We start from the raw sequence: 16,454 nt of genomic DNA on the forward strand, positions 1-16,454 counted from the left end.
AGTAAGGCCGGATTCCGCCAGCGAACCGCGGCCTTGCGGCCCGACACAACCAAAGCCGTGGGCATCGTCCACCACCAGCAGGGCATCGTGCTGACGGCACAGGGCCGCCAGCTCCCGCAGGGGCGCGATATCGCCGTCCATGCTGAACACACCGTCGGTAACCACCACCTTATGGCCTTCGGTTTCCGCCAGCTGGCGGGCCAGGGTGTCGGTATCGGCGTGGGGATAGGTCCGTATGGTGGCGCGGCTGAGTTTGCAGCCATCGATGATGGAGGCATGATTGAGGGCATCGGAGAAGATGGTGTCGCCCTTGCCGGCCACCGCCGAGATCACCCCCATGTTGGCCATGTAGCCGGTGGAGAAGAACAGTGCCGCGGAGCGGCCGGTGAATCGGGCAAGATCCAGCTCCAGCTGATGGTGGGCATGGTGATGGCCGCAGATCAGGTGGGACGCTGCCCCCCCCAGACCCACCTGGTCAAGCCCCTTGGCCACTGCCGCCCGCAACTCCGGGTGATTGGCCAGGCCCAGGTAATCGTTGCTGCAGAACGCCAGCACCGCTTCACCGTCGGCGCTCAGCTGGGGCTGCTGGGGGCCACTTACCAGGCGCCGGACCCGATACAGGCCGGCGGCCTTGCGGGCCTCGATCTCACCGGCGAAATCACGCATGGTCATCAGGCCGACTGGCGCGCGGCGTCATAGAACAGGTGGCGGTTGGCTTCGTCTTCAACCGCCTGGGCCAGCGCGCCGGCACGCTCCTCCTCGGTATGCTCGGTGTGGCGTTCCTCCGGGCGGATGCCAAGGCGCTGGAACAGCTGGCGATCCTTGTCCGCTTCCGGGTTGGCCGTGGTCAGCAGCTTCTCACCGTAGAAGATGGAGTTGGCGCCGGCCAGGAAGCACAGCGCCTGCATCTGGTCGTTCATCTCCTCCCGGCCGGCGGACAGGCGTACATGGGACGCCGGCATCATGATGCGGGCCACCGCCAGGGTGCGGATGAAGTCGAACGGGTCCAGATCTTCCACGTTTTCCATCGGGGTGCCGGGCACCTTCACCAGCATGTTGACCGGCACACTTTCCGGATGGTGTGGCAGGTTGGCCAGCTGCACCAGCAATCCGGCGCGGTCGTCAAGGTCCTCACCCATTCCCATGATGCCGCCGCAGCATACCTTCATGCCGGCCTTGCGCACATTGGCCAGGGTGTCCAGGCGGTCCTGGTAGGTGCGGGTGGTAATGATGTGGTTGTAGTACTTTTCGGAGGTGTCCAGGTTGTGGTTGTAATAGTCCAGGCCGGCGTCCGCCAGCTCCTGGGCCTGGTCTTCCTTCAGCATGCCCAGGGTCATGCAGGTTTCCAGCCCCATGGATTTGACCTGTTTGACCATATCCACCACGTAGGGCATGTCCTTCTTGGACGGGCTGCGCCAGGCGGCACCCATGCAGAAGCGGGAGGCGCCCTTGGCCTTGGCGGCCTTGGCTTCGGCCAGGACCTTCTCGATTTCGAGCAGCTTTTCCTTCTCGAGGCCGGTGTTGTAGTGGCCACTCTGGGGGCAGTACTTGCAGTCCTCAGGGCAGGCGCCGGTCTTGATGGACAGCAGGGTGCTCACCTGGACCTCGTTGGGATCGAAATGCTCCCGGTGCACTGCCTGGGCGCGGAAAATCAGGTCATTGAATGGCAGGGCGAAGAGTGCGCGGGCTTCCTCAATGGTCCAGTCGTGGCGAAGGGCGGTGGCGGTCATGGAAAAGTCCTGTTAGAAAGAATCCTGATCAAGGGAGTCCCGATACCGGGGATTCTGGGATGTCATGAGCCGAACCGGCTCCGTTCAGGGAATGAACAAATGATAGAGAGCCTGGAGTGGCTGTCAACCCATATCAAACGAAAGGTTAACAGCGCCTGTACGCCGTTGACCAGCCGCCTGCCCCGGTGGCCGGGCCAGTGTGTGGCCTGTCTGGCGCCGGTGGATAACCATGGGCTGTGTCCGGATTGCCGGGCGGATCTGCCGGTGAACCACAGCCATTGCCACCGCTGCGCCCTGCCCCTGGCCGTAGCAGCTTCGATGATGACCTGCGGCGAATGCTTGCGGGCACCGCCTCCGTTCCACCGGGTGATCGCGCCCTGGCGCTACCAGTTTCCGGTCAACCAGCTGATCAGCCGCTACAAGTATCAGGGTCAGCGCGCCCTCGGTCAGCCCCTCATTCAGGGCCTCACCGCTGAAGTCCTTGGCACGCTCGCACGGGAGCCCGAACGCCGCCCCGACCTGCTGGTACCCAGCCCCATGCACCCGGCCCGCCAGCGCCGCCGGGGGTTCAACCAGGCCGAGGACATTGCCGAACATCTGAGCAGGACACTGGCGATACCCTGGTCGGTGACCCTGCTGCGCCGGGTGACGACCAGCGCGCCCCAGTCCGGCCTCAACCGCAGGGAGCGCCTGGCCAATCTACGGGGCTGCTTCAGGGTCTGCGGTACGCCACCGGAAAAAATAGCGCTGGTGGACGACGTCATCACCACCGGCGCCACCGCCCGTACCCTGGCGGCGCAGCTGATCGGGGCCGGCGCGCGGGAGGTGGAAGTCTGGGCTCTGGCCCGAACACCGTCCTGACCGGTTCAGTCCGCCAGTATCTCGGCGACCCGCTCGGCGAGCGCCAGACTCGCCGTCAGGCCCGGGGACTCGATGCCGAACAGATGCACCAGGCCGGCAATGCCGTGCTGGCCCGGGTCCTGGACCTGGAAGTCGAAAAAGCCGCCATCCGGACCTTTGAGCTTTGGCCGCACGCCGGCGTAGGCGGGCTGCAATCGTTGCGGGTCCAGCCCCGGCCACCAGATCCGTATGGCATCGGCGAACACTTCCCGGCGGGCCGGGTCGACGCTGAAATCAGGCTGACCAATCCACTCCACATCCGGGCCGAACCGGGCCTGGCCGGCCAGATCCAGGGTGAGATGAACGCCCAGGCCGCCGGGCTCGGGCACCGGATAGATCAGGGTATCGAACGGGTGGCGGCCGCTGTAACTGAAGTAGCAGCCCCGGGCGTAATACAGGGGCGGGCAGTGGCGGGGGTCGTAGCCGGTCCAGTGGCGGGCCAGTGGTACCGCGGCCAGGCCCGCGGCATTGACCACCCGCGTGGCCGCCAGGATGCAGGGCGCCTCGCCACCGACGCTGACGCGGTGACGGCCCGGTTCGCTATGAACGGCCGTCACCGGCGCGCGGCATACCAGCTGGCCGCCGTTCTCCTCCAGCTCCGCCAACAGGGAGAGCATCAGGCCGTGGCTGTCGATGATGCCGGTTTCCGGTGAGTGCAGGCCATAGACAGCCCTTACTTCCGGCAAGGCCGCCTGCAGCTCGCCGCCCTCCGCCGCTGCCAACGACACTCCGTTGCGGGCCGCCTGCGCCTGCAACGCCTCCAGGCTGGCACGCTGACTCTCACTGGTGGCAATGATCCACTTGCCGGTTTTGCGGTGCGCCACCCCGCGCCGTTGGCAGTAGTCGTAGAGGGCCTGGCGGCCCTGGACGCAGAGGCGGGCCTTGAGGGAGTCCTCGGGGTAGTAGAGGCCGGCGTGAATCACCTCGCTGTTGCGGGAGGAAAGCCCCTCCCCGAAGCGGTCTCCCGCCTCCAGCAGGATCACGTCCTGACCCCGCAACGCCAGCCGCCGCGCCACTGCCAGGCCCACCACACCGGCGCCGATAACGACGGTGTCGGTACTCAGCAAGTCCTGCTCGGTCATGACAGCTCCCACCCGTGGATAGTGGCTGTCATTCTAGCAGCTGCGCTACCGGTGGATTAGCTGACCGGCTGACTCCGAAATGCCGGTGAAAACCGGTATACTCTGGGCCTTGAGATCCTAAGAGCAGGAAGCACAGGGCGTATCCATGTCGGACCGGAAGCAGTTTCTGATCGTCATGCTGGTGGCAGCAGTCTTTGTGGGCTGGCTGGGCTGGCGGGGTTTTGAGGTGATTTCGCTCAACCAGCGCCTGCAGGCGGACGAGCTGGTGGCGGATTACCCCTACCAGCACCGGGTGCTGCGGGTGGACGGCGATACCGCGGTGATGAGCTCGCTGCGTTCCCACGACGTATCCACCCGGGAGGCCCTGATCAACATCTTTCCCAGCCTCAGCGCCCTCAACGAGAACCATCGCGAATGGCAGCGGGCGGAGCGGGAGTTTGCCCATATCCAGGCCCGGGCCGGCGACATCGTGCTGGCCAGCCCCGGTGTTGCCCGCGTACGCTGGGAGCTCGACGAGAACTGGTACCATTTGAGCGCCATGCGGTCACAGACCGGGGTGCAACGCTGACAGGCCGCCATGACAAACCCCCATCCCTACGACGATCTCACCCCTGATGTTCTGCTGGATGCCATAGAGGCGGCCGGCTTCGAGATCAGCGGCCGGCTGTTTGCCCTCAACAGCTACGAGAACCGGGTCTACCAGGTGGGACTGGAAGGCAAACCGCCGTTGATCGCCAAATTCTACCGACCCGGCCGCTGGCAGGAAGCCCAGATCCGCGAGGAACACAGTTTCTCAAAGGAGCTGGAAGCCGCCGGCATCCCCGTAGTGGCGCCCCTGAAGATGCCCTCGGGCGACACCCTGGGGGAGCACCGGGGTTTTCTGTTCGCGCTTTTCAACCAGCGCGGTGGCCAGGCCCCGGACACCAGTGTCGAGGATACCCTGTACCGGCTCGGCAGCTGGCTGGGCCAGATGCATAACATCGGCGCCCGGCAGCCGTTCCGGCATCGCCCGGCCCTGGATATACTGCCCGGCCTGACCGACAACAGCCGCTTTCTGACCGACAACGGCTGGATCCCGGCCGACCTGAGGCCGGCCTGGGACACCCTGATCCCGGACCTGATCAACCACTGTGAGGCGCGGCTGCGGGACGCCGGCGACGCCATCAACCAGATCCGCCTGCACGGCGACTGCCATGCCGGTAACATCCTGGTGCGGGACGAACAGATGCTGTTCGTGGATCTGGACGACTGCCGCAGCGGGCCGGCGATCCAGGATCTCTGGCTGCTGCTGAACGGCGATGACCACAGCCGCGGCGCCCAGTTCGCCGAGCTGCTGGAAGGCTATGAGATGTTTCGGGAATTCGACCGCCGCGAGCGCCACCTGATCGAACCCCTGCGCTGCTACCGCCAGATCAGCCACTGCACCTGGCTGGCCAGGCGCTGGGATGATCCGGCTTTCCCGCGATTCTTCCCCTGGTTCGGCCAGCCCCGGTTCTGGTCCGACCAGATCCTGTCGTTGCGGGAGCAACTGGCAGCCCTGCAGGCGCCGGCGCTGTCCATACCCGGCCAGTTCTGACCACCTCCTTTTTGCGACCCGATTCCGGAGAGACTCCAGCCATGAGCCAACCCGAAGCCCGTTACACCGTTCGAGCCCTGCTGCTGACCGCTGTCCTTACCATCATTGTCACGGTTGTGGCTCTTCAGCTGTCTGGCCGCATTGATCACAGTGGCGGCCAGCTGGGTGAACCGGTGGGGGAATTCACCGCGGTGCACCTGACGCCCAACGAGGAGTTCCGCATGTCCGCCAAGAACTCGGAGCTGCATGCGGTCTGCCGCAACGGCTACCTGGGCGTCGCCTCCAATGTGGATCCGGATTTCTTCGGCGTGCTGGTGGACTACAGGAACCGCGGCGTGCGCTGCGGTCCCGCAATCAACGCCACCGAACGCCGGTCGCCGGCGCCCACGGCTCCGGCTGACGATGCCCCGTCACAGTGACACCGCCATGAGCCGACCCAAGCCCCCGAGCCCCACCGAAGCCGATCGCCTGTTCGCGGAGACCCGGACGCCGGAGGACTTCCGCTTCGATGCCGCCGTCGCCCGGGTGTTCCCGGACATGATCCGTCGCTCGGTGCCGGGCTATACCACCATCATTCCAATGATCGAGGTGATCAGCGAGCGCTACGCCCAGCCCGGCAGCCATTGCTACGACCTGGGCTGCTCCCTGGGGGCCGCCACCCTCGCCATGCGGCACGGCATCCCCCACCCCGACTGCACCCTGGTGGGAGTGGACAATTCCCGGGACATGATCGAGCGCTGCCAGCACTACATCGCCCTGGACGACCACCCCCTGCCGGTGCAGCTGCGGTGCGAGGATATTCTGCACACCGACCTGCGGGACGCCTCGATCACCACCCTGAACTTCACCCTGCAGTTCGTGCCGCCGGGGGAGCGCGACCGCCTGCTGCAGCGCATCGCCCGGGCCACCCGGCCCGGTGGGGCGCTGATCCTGTCGGAGAAGATCCGCTGCGAGGATGAACGGGAGCAGGCCGCCCAGACCCTGCTGCACCATGAATTCAAGCGTGCCAACGGCTACTCCGACCTGGAGATCAGCCAGAAGCGCTCGGCCCTGGAACAGGTGCTGATTCCCGAAACCCTGGCCGCCCACCGCAGGCGGCTCCATGATGCCGGTTTCGATCAGGTCATGCTCTGGTACCAGTGCTTCAATTTTGTCTCCATGCTGGCCATCAAGAGCGCTTGAGCCCACTCTCAAACCGACTGCGATCCATGACCCACTTTGACTGGCAAGCCACCTACCAAAACCTGTTCCAGCACCTGGCCGGACAGGGCCTGGACGGCTGGCTGACGGCCCTGAAACGGCAACTGACCCAACGCTTCGATGAACAGCCCCACGGCGACATGGACCGGTGGCTGGCCGCCCTCGCCCAGCTGCCCCCGATGGGCCAGGTCAGCGCCGACCTGGAGGCCTGCGCCATCACCCTGCGCTCCCAGCCGGCACCGGATGCCGCCACCCTGGCGCAGGTGGAGCAGGCACTGCGGGGTCTGATGCCCTGGCGCAAGGGCCCCTTCGACTTCTTCGGCGTGTACGTGGACACCGAATGGCGCTCGGACTGGAAATGGGAACGGGTGGCGCCCTGGCTGGCGGACCTGTCGGGGCGGCAGGTGCTGGATGTGGGCTGCGGCAGCGGCTACCACTGCTGGCGGATGTACGGCGCCGGCGCCCGGCGGGTGATCGGCATCGACCCCGGCCTGCTGTTCCTGTGCCAGTTCCTGAGCGTCAAGGGTTACCTGGGGGAGGTGCCGGTAGATCTGTTGCCGGTCAGGATGGAGGACCTGCCTGCCGGCCTGGAGGCCTTCGATACCACCTTTTCCATGGGTGTGCTCTACCACCGCCGCTCACCGCTGGATCACCTGCTGGAGTTGCGCGACACCCTGAGGCCCGGGGGCGAGCTGGTGCTTGAAACCCTGGTGGTGGACGGGCCGGAGGGTATGACCCTGATGCCGGAGGACCGCTATGGCCGCATGCGCAACGTCTGGTTCCTGCCCAGCTGCCAGACACTGCTGCGCTGGCTCGCCCGCACCGGTTTCACCAACGCCCGGGTGGTGGACGTGACCGACACCACCACCGAGGAGCAGCGGGCCACCGACTGGATGCGGTTCCAGTCCCTCGAAGACTTCCTGGATCCGGATGATCCGACACGAACCGTCGAGGGTTACCCCGGCCCGAAGCGGGCGACGCTGATTGCCAATCGGGGCTGACGAAAGGGAAATCTGCGCCTCCTGGACGAGGCGCAGAAGCGGCGGCCTGTTAACCGCCGAAGGGATGCCGCATGACGATGGTTTCCACCCGGTCCGGGCCGGTGGAAATAATGTCGATGGGTGCCTCGATCTGCTCTTCCAGGAAAGCGATGTAGGCCTTGGCGTTTTCCGGCAGCTGATCCAGTGAGGTCAGACCCACCGTGCTTTCCTGCCAGCCCGGCAGTTCCTTGTAAACCGGCTCGATGTACTGGTAATCGTCAACGCTGATGGGCGGGCGCTGGAACTCGCCACGATCGGTCTTGTAGCCCACGCACACCTTGACGGTATCCATGCCGTCCAGCACGTCGAGCTTGGTCAGGCAGATGCCGGACACACTGTTGATCTGGATGGCGTGGCGCAGGGCCACGGCATCGAACCAGCCACAGCGGCGGGCGCGACCGGTGGTGGTCCCCACCTCGTTACCTTTGACGGCCAGGTGCCGGCCGAAGTCGTCGAACAGCTCGGTCGGGAAGGGGCCGGAGCCGACCCGGGTGGTGTAGGCCTTGGTGATGCCCAGCACGTAATCCAGGAACAGCGGGCCAAAACCGGTGCCGGTGGCGGTGCCGCCGGCGGTGGTGTTGGACGAGGTCACGAAGGGATAGGTGCCCAGGTCGATGTCCAGCAGGGAGCCCTGGGCGCCCTCGAACAGGATGTGCTCACCGCGCTTGCGGTAATCGTGCAGGATGTCGGTGACATCGGCCGCCATCGGCAGGATTTCCTCCCCCATGGCCTTCAGGTCTGCCAGCGCCTGGTCGATATCCACCGGCTCTTCCTGGAAGTACTGGGTCAGCACGAAATTGTGATAGCTCATGATTTCCCGCAGCTTGAGCTCGAACGAATCCGGCCGCAGCAGGTCACCCAGACGCAGGCCCCGGCGGGACACCTTGTCTTCGTAGGCCGGACCGATACCACGGCCGGTGGTGCCGATCTTGTCGTTGCCGCGGGCTCGCTCACGGGCCTGGTCGATGCGCACGTGGGTGGCCAGGATCAGCGGACAGGCCAGGCTGATGCGGAGCCGGTCACGGACCGCCACGCCGCGGGCCTCCAGCTCGCGCACTTCCTTGAGCAGGGCCTCCGGCGACAGCACCACGCCGTTGCCGATCAGGCAGGCCACGTTCTGACGGAGGATGCCCGAGGGAATCAGGTGCAGAGCGGTTTTCTTGCCCTCGATCACCAGGGTATGGCCGGCGTTGTGACCACCCTGGAAACGCACCACGGCTGCCACCTGTTCGGTCAGCAGGTCGACGATCTTACCCTTTCCTTCGTCACCCCATTGGGTGCCCAGCACTACGACGTTTTTACCCATGACTCTCTCTCAAGGCTGCCGCGCCCAGGGAGCCGGCAGCGACACAGTTAATTGAGTGGTTGCACGACCCACTGTCCGTTTTGCCGGACCAGTTGCCGGTCACAGCCACGTTGACGGGGATCGGTGACGGTATCGTCAGGCAGCGCCTGGATTACGGTCTCGGTCAGCCGCAGCTCGCTGACCACGCCGGCGAGGGCCGGATCTGCCTCGGCCGGTGCCCAGATGGCGCCGTTGCGCTGGCCCCTGGCTTCCGCCAGTGCCACCAGGGCGCGGATATCGATACTGAAGCCGGTCGCCGGTCGGGCCCGGCCAAAATCCTGGCCAATGGCATCGTAGCGGCCGCCCTTGGCCACGGACTCCCCATGACCGCGGGAATAGGCCGAGAACACCAGGCCGGTGTGGTAGTTGTAGCCCCGCAGCTCACAGAAGTCGAAGCCGGTGGTGACCTCCGGGTAGTGCGCTGCCAGCATGTCCGCCATCCGCTCCAGCTGATCCAGGGCCTCGGTGACTTCGCCGGAGGCGCCACTGAGAGCCTCCCTGGCCTGGGCCAGGGCATCCCGGCCACCGCTGATGCGGGCCAGCGCCTTCAGACGCGCCTTTGGGGTGCCCTCCTCGCAGCCGTTGAACAGAATGTCCAGTTCGGGAATGGACTTGCGGCGCATGGCGTCGAAAATCTCGGATTCGGTGGCCCTGTCGAACTTGGCCTCGCGAATCAGCGCCTGGTAGATGCCCACGTGGGCCATATCCAGGTGGACACGGGGCAGGCCGGCAACCCGCAGTACCTCCAGCATCAGACTGATGATTTCCCGGTCGGCAGCCTCGGAGGCGCTGCCGAACAGCTCGCAGCCGGCCTGGATCGGGGTCCGCCCGGCGAGCATGTGCTGGGGCCGGGTGTTGAGCACGTGGCCGGCGTAGCACAACCGGGTCACGCCTTCCTGGCGCAGGGTATGGGCATCGATTCGGGCGGCCTGGGGGGTCATGTCCGCCCGCACGCCCATCATCCGGCCGGTGAGCTGGTCGGTGAGCTTGAAGGTCTGCAGGGCCAGGTCATGGCCGGTACCGGTGAACAGCGATTCCAGATACTCGATCAGCGGCGGGATCACCAGCTGGTAGCCCCAGCGCTGGCAGGTATCCATCACGCTGCGGCGCAGGGTTTCGATCTGTCCGGCCAGCGGTGGCAGGATATCCTCCACGCCATCGGGCAGTAACCAGCGATCAGAGTCTGTCATGTGTCTCCAGCGTCCGTTGTGGGGCGGCATCAACGCCAGGCCGATGGGCCGGCGCGACGATCAATCAGGTCAGGGACCGGGTTCGGGACAGGATGAAAATCCGAACCAAAACCGGCGGAATTCTACACGTTCGACAGGCATAAAAAAACCGGAACACCCAAGGCATTCCGGTTTCGGGGCCCGGCATGGCCGGGCCTACAGGCTGTTACTGGGCCGGACTGGCACCCTTGGGATCCTTCAGATAACGCAGGAAACTGTTGTCCGCGTCGATCACCATGATGTCGTCCTTGCTGGTGAAGGTGTTCTGATAGGCCTCCAGGCTGCGGTAGAACTGGTAGAACTCCGCATCCTGGGTGTAGGCGTCAGCGTAGATACGCGCCGCCTGACCATCACCCTCACCGCGGGTCTCTTCGGCCCGGGCGAAAGCTTCCGCCAGCACCACGGTGCGCTGACGATCGGCGTCGGCCCGGATACCCTCGGCCAGCTCGCGACCGCGGGAGCGGAACTCCTGGGCCAGCTTCTCACGCTCGGTCGCCATGCGGCGGTAAACGTTCTCACTGACCTGGCCGGGCAGTTCGATGCCCTTGACCCGGATGTCCAGTACCCGCACACCAAACTCTTCCTTGGCGGCTTCGTTGACACGGGTGGTCAGGGTGTTCATCAGTTCGTCCCGCTGGCCGGAGACCACCTCGTGCATGGTCCGGACACCGAACTCGTCACGCAGGCCGTTATCCACCCGCGACGACAGCAGGGACTGGGCACGCAGCTCGTCGCCGCCGGTGGCGCGGTAGTACTGGTCGACATCACTGATCTGCCAGGCCACGTAGGAATCCACGTCCAGCGGCTTCTTCTCAACCGTCAGGTACTGGCGGGACGGAAGATCCGTGGTCAGCACCCGTACGTCGAAGCGGCGTACCTGGTCCACCACCGGCACCTTGAAGTGGATGCCCGCCTCGATATCGGTCTCGATCAGTTCACCGAACCGCAGCAGCACGCCGCGATGGGTTTCGGGAATGATGAAGACACTCGACAAAACCAGCAGGACAACGATAAGGGCGCCTGCAAGACCCAGTATGCTTTTAGGTCCCATGATTATCTCCCCGTCCTGGTACTGGTGTTCTGACGACTGCGAATTTCCTGGATCACCTGGTCGGTGAGCGACTGGATATCGGAGCCGCCGCTGGTGTTGCCTGAACCACCGCCGTCAGTGTCGCCGGTGGCGGCTGCGCCCTGGCGGTTAACCAGACGATCCAGCGGCAGGAACATCATGTTGTCGCTGCTCTCGGTGTCCACAAGCACCTTGGTGCTCTGGGACAGCACGGTTTCCAGGGCCTGGATGTACATGCGATCACGGGTGACCTCAGGTGCGTTCTCATAGACCGCCAGCAGCTCGTTGAAGCGGGCGGTTTCACCGCGGGCGCGCTCGACAACCTGCTGCTTGTAGGCCAGGGCTTCCTCGATCAGGCGCTGGGCCCGGCCACGGGCTTCCGGTACCACCTTGTTGCGGTAGGTCTCGGCTTCCTCTTTCAGGCGCTGCTCGTCTTCACGGGCGCGCTGGACCTCGCGGAAGGCGTCCTGCACCGGCTCAGGTGGCTGGGTGCTCTCCACGTTGACCCGAACGATCCGCAGACCGGTGCCGTAATCCTCAAGGAAGCGCTGCAGCCGCTGCTCCACACGGACGGCCAGCTCGGCACGACCCTCGGTCAGTACCTGATCGAGACTGGAGCTGCCCACCTCGTGACGCAGGGCGCTGTCGGTCGCGTAGGCCAGGGCTTCATTGGAGTTGCGAACGTTGAGGACATAGTCACGGGCACTGTCGACCCGGTACTGGACCTGCAGCTCCACCGACACCAGGTTCTCGTCCTCGGTCAGCATCTGACCCCGGGACTCGGCGGTCCGCACGTTGGTGACCCGCACCTTGGTAACACTGTCGATCAGCGGCACCTTGAACCTCAGACCCGGGTCCTCGGTGGTGTGGTACTCACCGAAGCGCAGCACCACGGCGCGCTCCTGCTCGTCCACGGTGTAGAAGGACTGGAAAATCACGTAACCGACAAACAGGATGGCCGCGACCGCCAGAATGGCTCCAAAGCCGCCGGCACTGCTGCCGCCGCCACCGGAAGAGCCACCTGAGCCACCCTTGCGACCTTTGCCGCCCAACAGCTGGTTGAGCTTGTCGAGGCCTTTCTTAAGCGCCTCATCAAGATCTGGCGGACCCTGATCCTTGCCGCCGCGACCACCACCTGTTCCCCAGGGGTCGTTGTCGTTGCGGTTACCACCCGGTTCGTTCCAGGCCATAATGCTCTCCGTTCTTAACCAATCGAATGGCTGCAAATACTAGGGATTTATACCGGCCCCGGCAATAGTGAAGCCGGCCTGACGCCTGCTCGTTCAATCCGGATACTGCCGGTGGGGCGTTTTCAGGCGCGATGGTCGTAGCGGATCTCGTCGGCCCGCACGCCGGCACGGCTGAGGAGCTGGAACCAGTCCCGGCTCTGCAGGCGCACTTCCATGACCGAATCGCCATTGTCCCGATGCTCTTCGCTCAGCACCGAGCCGGACTGATGCAGCAGCGCCCGGATCTTGCCGTCTTTGGGCCCCAGCAGCACGAACTGGTGGACCACGTCCTCCGCCAGCCGCTCCACTACGGCATCGAACAACTCGGGAATGCCGGCGCCGGTCACCGCCGATACCCAGACCCGGACCGGCACGCCGTCTTCGTTGCGCTCCACCCGCGGGGTGAAGTTGTCCAGCAGGTCGATCTTGTTGAACACCTCAAGTACGGGAACCTCGTCGGCCCCGATCTCCAGCAGTACGTCTTCCACCTGCTCCATGTTTTCGTCGCGGCGATCATCGGCACAGTCCACCACATGGAGCAGCAGAGCCGCTTCGACGGTTTCCTCGAGGGTGGCCCGGAAGGCCTCCACCAGTTTGTGGGGCAGATGGCGGATGAAGCCCACCGTATCCGCCACTACGACCGGCCCCAGGTCAGGAAGTTCCAGCCGTCGCAGGGTCGGATCCAGAGTGGCGAACAGCTGGTCGGCGGCGTACACCGAGGCGGTGGTGATGTGATTGAACAGCGTCGACTTGCCGGCGTTGGTGTAGCCCACCAGCGACACCGTGGGAATGTCTGCCCGCTGACGGGCGCGCCGACCCTGGTTACGCTGGCGCCGGACCTTCTCCAGACGCCGGTGGATGTTCTTGATGCGGGCCCTGAGCAGCCGCCGGTCGGTCTCCAGCTGGGTCTCACCCGGGCCCCGCAGGCCGATACCGCCCTTCTGACGCTCCAGGTGGGTCCAGCCCCGGATCAGCCGGGTGGACATGTGCTCGAGCTGGGCCAATTCAACCTGCAGCTTGCCCTCGTGGGTGCGGGCGCGCTGGGCAAAGATATCCAGGATCACGCCGGTGCGATCCAGCACCCGGCACTTGAGCTCGCGCTCCACGTTACGCTCCTGGCTCGGACTCAGGGCGTGGTTAAACAGCACCACATCGGCATTATGAGCGGCCACCGCATCCCGCACTTCTTCCAGCTTGCCCTCGCCGACGAAATAGCGGGGACTGGGCTGCTTGCGGCTGCCGGTCACGGTTCCGGCCGGTTCCACGCCGGCGGAAGCCACCAGCTCCCGGAATTCTCCCAGATCCTCGGACTCGCCATGGCTGGAAAACTCGATGTGAACGAGCACCGCTCGCTCACCTACATCCGGACGCTCGAACAATCTTGTATCACTCCAATCCAATCAAGGTGATGCTTTAAAACGCAAATACCCGTGAACCCTGCTACCGGAAAACGCCGGTCCAGAATTCACGGGTGCCTGTAAAACCTTGCTTCGGTACCGCCGACGACCTTGGTAGATCAGTCTTCCGCCTCACCCTCAGCCGGGTTCTGCTGGGGGATACGAACGTTGCGCGCCGGCACAACCGTTGAGATGGCGTGCTTGTAGACCATCTGGCTGACCGTGTTCTTCAGCAGGATGACGAACTGGTCGAAGGATTCGACCTGGCCCTGCAGCTTGATGCCGTTCACGAGAAAGATGGAAACCGGAATACGCTCCTTGCGCAGTGCATTGAGGTAAGGGTCTTGTAGAGAGTGCCCTTTTGACATGTGTGTTCTCCTGTTTTTTTAAGTGCAGATCGTCATGGTAACGGTTGAGGGGCAGCCGGCATCAATCGACACAACGGCCCATTGCGTCCTCGCAAAGCCTGCAACCAAGCTGCGGAACCACCGCCAGACCGCTGTAGTGACAGGAGCCGGCCGCACGCCATGCCCTGCCACACCGTCAGCGATTCGTCGATCATTCCGTATTGCGGAGCTTCCGATGGAAATTCCGTCAATTCAATGTGGTGCGAAGCTGAATAATTTTCAAGGCAATCGCCGCGTTTTCGGCGGATTCCGCCTCGAGCCAGTCCACGCCGGGCCATTTACGGAGCCAGGTGAGCTGGCGCTTGGCCAGTTGCCGGGTGGCAGCGATGCCTTTTTCCACCAGGGTCGGGTAGTCGTATTCGCCGGCCAGATACTGCCAGGCCTGGCGATAACCCACGCAGCGCATGGAAGGCAGGTCCGGCGTCAGGTCCGGGCGCGCCCGAAGCGCACGCACTTCGTCGAGAAAGCCCTGATCGAGCATCTGCAGGAAGCGCCGCTGAATCCGCTCATGCAACCAGCGACGGTCCCCTGGCGCTATTGCGATTTGACAGACAGTATACGGAAGGTCGCCGAGTTCGTCTGCCTGCCAGTGGGTGAAATACGGGTAATCCTCAATAACTTTGGTATTAGCGCCGGCCCCGGCCTGCCAAAGCTCGGATATGGGCCTGCCGGTGAGGCGGACAACCTCCAGCGCCCGGGTCAGGCGCTGCCGGTTATTGGGATGGATCGCCCGGGCCGCCTCCGGGTCCTTCACTGCCAATTCACGGTGCAGCGCCGGCCAGCCCTCGGCTTCAGCCTGGCGCTCGATCTCGGCCCTGATCCCGGCGTCCGCCGCCGGCAGATCCGACAGTCCGCTGAACAGGGCCTTGAAGTACATCATGGTCCCGCCCACCAGCAGCGGTATGCGCCCGGCGGCGCTGATGGCGGCCATCTCCGCCAGGGCGTCCCGGCGGAAGTCCGCCGCCGAGTAGGTGTCGGCCGGATCGCAGATGTCGATCAGGCGATGGGGATGGCGGGCCAGCTCCGCGGCCGTGGGTTTCGCGGTGCCGATGTCCATGCCCCGGTAGATCATCGCCGAATCGACGCTGACGATGTCGCAGGGCAGCTGGTCTCGCAGAGCCATGGCCAGATCGGTCTTGCCGGAAGCGGTCGGGCCCATCAGGAAAATGGCGGGAGGCCGGGACGCAGCCATCACCGCCCCCGCAGGAACAGCTTGTCCAGTTCCGCCAGGGTCACCAGGGTCCAGGTGGGACGGCCGTGATTGCACTGGCCGCTGCGCTCGGTGGCCTCCATGTCCCGCAGCAGGGCATTCATCTCGGGAATGGTGAGCTGCCGGTTGGCCCGCACCGAGCCGTGACAGGCCATGGAGCCCAGCAGTTCGTCGGTGACCGCCTGCACCCGGTCGCTCTGGCCGTGCTCGATGAGATCCGCCAGCACGTCCCGCACCAGCTGCTCGGTATTGGCTCCCCGCAGCAGGGCCGGCACCTGTCTCACCGCCAGGGTTTCCGGACCTATGCGCTCCACCCCCAGACCCACCCGCTGCAGGTCCGCGGCGTGGGTTTCCGCCAGCCCGGCTTCCTTCTGGCTCACCGCCAGCGACACCGGCACCAGCAGCGGCTGGGTTTTCAGGTCCTGGGCCGCCAGGGCCCGCTTCATGCGCTCGTAGGTGATGCGCTCGTGGGCGGCGTGCATGTCCACCACGATCAGGCCCTGGCGGGTCTGGGACAGGATGTAGATGCCGTGCAGCTGGGCGATGGCGTAGCCAAGGGGAGGTTCACCCCCCTCCGATTGTGGTGGGGTTGGCGCCGTGGTGGCATATTCCGTTGCCACTCCGCTGTCAGGCCTGCTTTCGCCCCGCAGCGAGTCGTACAGCGCCACCTGGTCGCGGGCCTGCCAGTCATGCCGCGGCGGCGCGGCACTGAAACCCGAGGCGCCACTGTTGGCGGGCTGACCAAACAGGCCGGCGGTGGGACTCTGGCTGGGCATGCCCGGTCGGCTCCAGGCTTGCGGACCACCGTTACCGTCGGCCACCGCCACTTCCCGGTCCAGTGACTGGGCCACGGCGCCACGCAGGTGATCGTCGGGCTTCACCTCCGCCAGCGCCCGGTGCAGGGTACGGAAGATGAAGTCGTGCACCAGGCGACCGTCCCGGAAGCGCACCTCGTGCTTGGTGGGGTGCACGTTGACGTCCACCGTGGCCGGGTCCACCTCGAGGTAGAGCACAAAGGCCGGATGCCGGTTGTTGTAGAG

17 protein-coding genes are annotated in these 16,454 nt (G+C 65.0%); 6 read left to right on the forward strand and 11 right to left on the reverse strand.

Features of this window, described 5'->3' with window-relative positions; all coding sequences use genetic code 11:
- Both R3280_RS12065 and bioB read right to left on the reverse strand, forming a co-directional pair.
- A partial coding sequence (locus R3280_RS12065) for an aminotransferase class I/II-fold pyridoxal phosphate-dependent enzyme (RefSeq protein ID WP_318998874.1) occupies positions 1-666 on the reverse strand: 666 nt, incomplete at its 3' end.
- A 5-nt stretch (positions 667-671) separates the two neighbouring features.
- Positions 672-1,730, reverse strand: coding sequence for a biotin synthase BioB (gene bioB / locus R3280_RS12070; protein WP_318998858.1), 1,059 nt, complete (start codon positions 1,728-1,730; stop codon positions 672-674).
- 99 nt (positions 1,731-1,829) lie between these two features.
- Here bioB and R3280_RS12075 point away from each other — a divergent pair, with 99 nt between their 5' ends.
- Positions 1,830-2,591, forward strand: coding sequence for a ComF family protein (locus R3280_RS12075; RefSeq protein ID WP_318998859.1), 762 nt, complete (start codon positions 1,830-1,832; stop codon positions 2,589-2,591).
- Between the two features lie 5 nt (positions 2,592-2,596).
- Here R3280_RS12075 and R3280_RS12080 read toward each other — a convergent pair whose 3' ends face one another.
- Positions 2,597-3,712: an NAD(P)/FAD-dependent oxidoreductase gene (locus tag R3280_RS12080; RefSeq protein WP_318998860.1), complete on the reverse strand. Its 1,116-nt coding sequence runs from the start codon at positions 3,710-3,712 to the stop codon at positions 2,597-2,599.
- 145 nt (positions 3,713-3,857) lie between these two features.
- Here R3280_RS12080 and R3280_RS12085 point away from each other — a divergent pair, with 145 nt between their 5' ends.
- Genes R3280_RS12085 through cmoB form a run of 5 tightly spaced genes read left to right on the forward strand, consistent with a single transcriptional unit; the run spans position 3,858 to position 7,489 of the window.
- Positions 3,858-4,280 (forward strand): hypothetical protein, encoded by a 423-nt coding sequence (locus R3280_RS12085; protein WP_318998861.1) that lies wholly within the window; start codon positions 3,858-3,860, stop codon positions 4,278-4,280.
- A 9-nt stretch (positions 4,281-4,289) separates the two neighbouring features.
- Positions 4,290-5,288 (forward strand): serine/threonine protein kinase, encoded by a 999-nt coding sequence (locus R3280_RS12090; protein ID WP_318998862.1) that lies wholly within the window; start codon positions 4,290-4,292, stop codon positions 5,286-5,288.
- 41 nt (positions 5,289-5,329) lie between these two features.
- Positions 5,330-5,707, forward strand: a complete 378-nt coding sequence (locus tag R3280_RS12095; RefSeq protein WP_318998863.1) for a kinase — start codon at positions 5,330-5,332, stop codon at positions 5,705-5,707.
- A 7-nt stretch (positions 5,708-5,714) separates the two neighbouring features.
- Entirely contained in the window at positions 5,715-6,470 is a 756-nt protein-coding gene (gene cmoA, locus R3280_RS12100) for a carboxy-S-adenosyl-L-methionine synthase CmoA (RefSeq protein WP_318998864.1), read from the forward strand.
- 26 nt (positions 6,471-6,496) lie between these two features.
- Positions 6,497-7,489 carry a tRNA 5-methoxyuridine(34)/uridine 5-oxyacetic acid(34) synthase CmoB gene (gene cmoB / locus R3280_RS12105; RefSeq protein WP_318998865.1) on the forward strand — a complete coding sequence of 331 codons (993 nt, stop codon included), beginning with the start codon at positions 6,497-6,499 and terminating at the stop codon, positions 7,487-7,489.
- 49 nt (positions 7,490-7,538) lie between these two features.
- Here cmoB and R3280_RS12110 read toward each other — a convergent pair whose 3' ends face one another.
- The 8 genes from R3280_RS12110 to mutL form a co-directional block, all read right to left on the reverse strand.
- Complete coding sequence (locus tag R3280_RS12110; protein WP_318998866.1) at positions 7,539-8,834, reverse strand: adenylosuccinate synthase; 1,296 nt, start codon at positions 8,832-8,834, stop codon at positions 7,539-7,541.
- 47 nt (positions 8,835-8,881) lie between these two features.
- The gene (locus R3280_RS12115) at positions 8,882-10,063 is read right to left on the reverse strand and encodes an ATP phosphoribosyltransferase regulatory subunit (RefSeq protein WP_318998867.1); all 1,182 of its coding nucleotides are present in this window, start codon (positions 10,061-10,063) and stop codon (positions 8,882-8,884) included.
- 205 nt (positions 10,064-10,268) lie between these two features.
- Positions 10,269-11,153: a protease modulator HflC gene (gene hflC / locus R3280_RS12120; RefSeq protein WP_318998868.1), complete on the reverse strand. Its 885-nt coding sequence runs from the start codon at positions 11,151-11,153 to the stop codon at positions 10,269-10,271.
- Positions 11,154-11,155: 2 nt separating this feature from the next.
- Positions 11,156-12,361 (reverse strand): FtsH protease activity modulator HflK, encoded by a 1,206-nt coding sequence (gene hflK, locus R3280_RS12125; protein ID WP_318998869.1) that lies wholly within the window; start codon positions 12,359-12,361, stop codon positions 11,156-11,158.
- 122 nt (positions 12,362-12,483) lie between these two features.
- A complete protein-coding gene (hflX, locus tag R3280_RS12130; RefSeq protein ID WP_318998870.1) occupies positions 12,484-13,779 on the reverse strand; it encodes a ribosome rescue GTPase HflX in 1,296 nt (431 codons plus the stop codon).
- 137 nt (positions 13,780-13,916) lie between these two features.
- Complete coding sequence (gene hfq / locus R3280_RS12135; protein ID WP_318998871.1) at positions 13,917-14,165, reverse strand: RNA chaperone Hfq; 249 nt, start codon at positions 14,163-14,165, stop codon at positions 13,917-13,919.
- Between the two features lie 226 nt (positions 14,166-14,391).
- A complete protein-coding gene (miaA, locus tag R3280_RS12140) occupies positions 14,392-15,396 on the reverse strand; it encodes a tRNA (adenosine(37)-N6)-dimethylallyltransferase MiaA (protein WP_318998872.1) in 1,005 nt (334 codons plus the stop codon).
- Positions 15,396-16,454 (reverse strand): DNA mismatch repair endonuclease MutL (mutL, locus tag R3280_RS12145; RefSeq protein WP_318998873.1); only part of this gene is annotated, 1,059 nt, incomplete at its 5' end. The genes mutL and miaA, both read right to left, overlap by 1 nt.

The organism is Marinobacter sp., assembly GCF_033722195.1.
GTDB lineage: Bacteria > Pseudomonadota > Gammaproteobacteria > Pseudomonadales > Oleiphilaceae > Marinobacter.

Coding starts and splice junctions, on each gene's coding strand:
- R3280_RS12085 (WP_318998861.1), top strand. CDS start 3,858: ATGTCGGACCGGAAGCAGTTTCTGATCGTCATGCTGGTGGCAGCAGTC.
- R3280_RS12115 (WP_318998867.1), bottom strand. CDS start 10,063: ATGACAGACTCTGATCGCTGGTTACTGCCCGATGGCGTGGAGGATATC.
- R3280_RS12080 (WP_318998860.1), bottom strand. CDS start 3,712: ATGACCGAGCAGGACTTGCTGAGTACCGACACCGTCGTTATCGGCGCC.
- miaA (WP_318998872.1), bottom strand. CDS start 15,396: ATGGCTGCGTCCCGGCCTCCCGCCATTTTCCTGATGGGCCCGACCGCT.
- R3280_RS12095 (WP_318998863.1), top strand. CDS start 5,330: ATGAGCCAACCCGAAGCCCGTTACACCGTTCGAGCCCTGCTGCTGACC.
- R3280_RS12075 (WP_318998859.1), top strand. CDS start 1,830: ATGATAGAGAGCCTGGAGTGGCTGTCAACCCATATCAAACGAAAGGTT.
- cmoB (WP_318998865.1), top strand. CDS start 6,497: ATGACCCACTTTGACTGGCAAGCCACCTACCAAAACCTGTTCCAGCAC.
- cmoA (WP_318998864.1), top strand. CDS start 5,715: ATGAGCCGACCCAAGCCCCCGAGCCCCACCGAAGCCGATCGCCTGTTC.
- R3280_RS12090 (WP_318998862.1), top strand. CDS start 4,290: ATGACAAACCCCCATCCCTACGACGATCTCACCCCTGATGTTCTGCTG.
- hflC (WP_318998868.1), bottom strand. CDS start 11,153: ATGGGACCTAAAAGCATACTGGGTCTTGCAGGCGCCCTTATCGTTGTC.
- hflK (WP_318998869.1), bottom strand. CDS start 12,361: ATGGCCTGGAACGAACCGGGTGGTAACCGCAACGACAACGACCCCTGG.
- R3280_RS12110 (WP_318998866.1), bottom strand. CDS start 8,834: ATGGGTAAAAACGTCGTAGTGCTGGGCACCCAATGGGGTGACGAAGGA.
- hfq (WP_318998871.1), bottom strand. CDS start 14,165: ATGTCAAAAGGGCACTCTCTACAAGACCCTTACCTCAATGCACTGCGC.
- bioB (WP_318998858.1), bottom strand. CDS start 1,730: ATGACCGCCACCGCCCTTCGCCACGACTGGACCATTGAGGAAGCCCGC.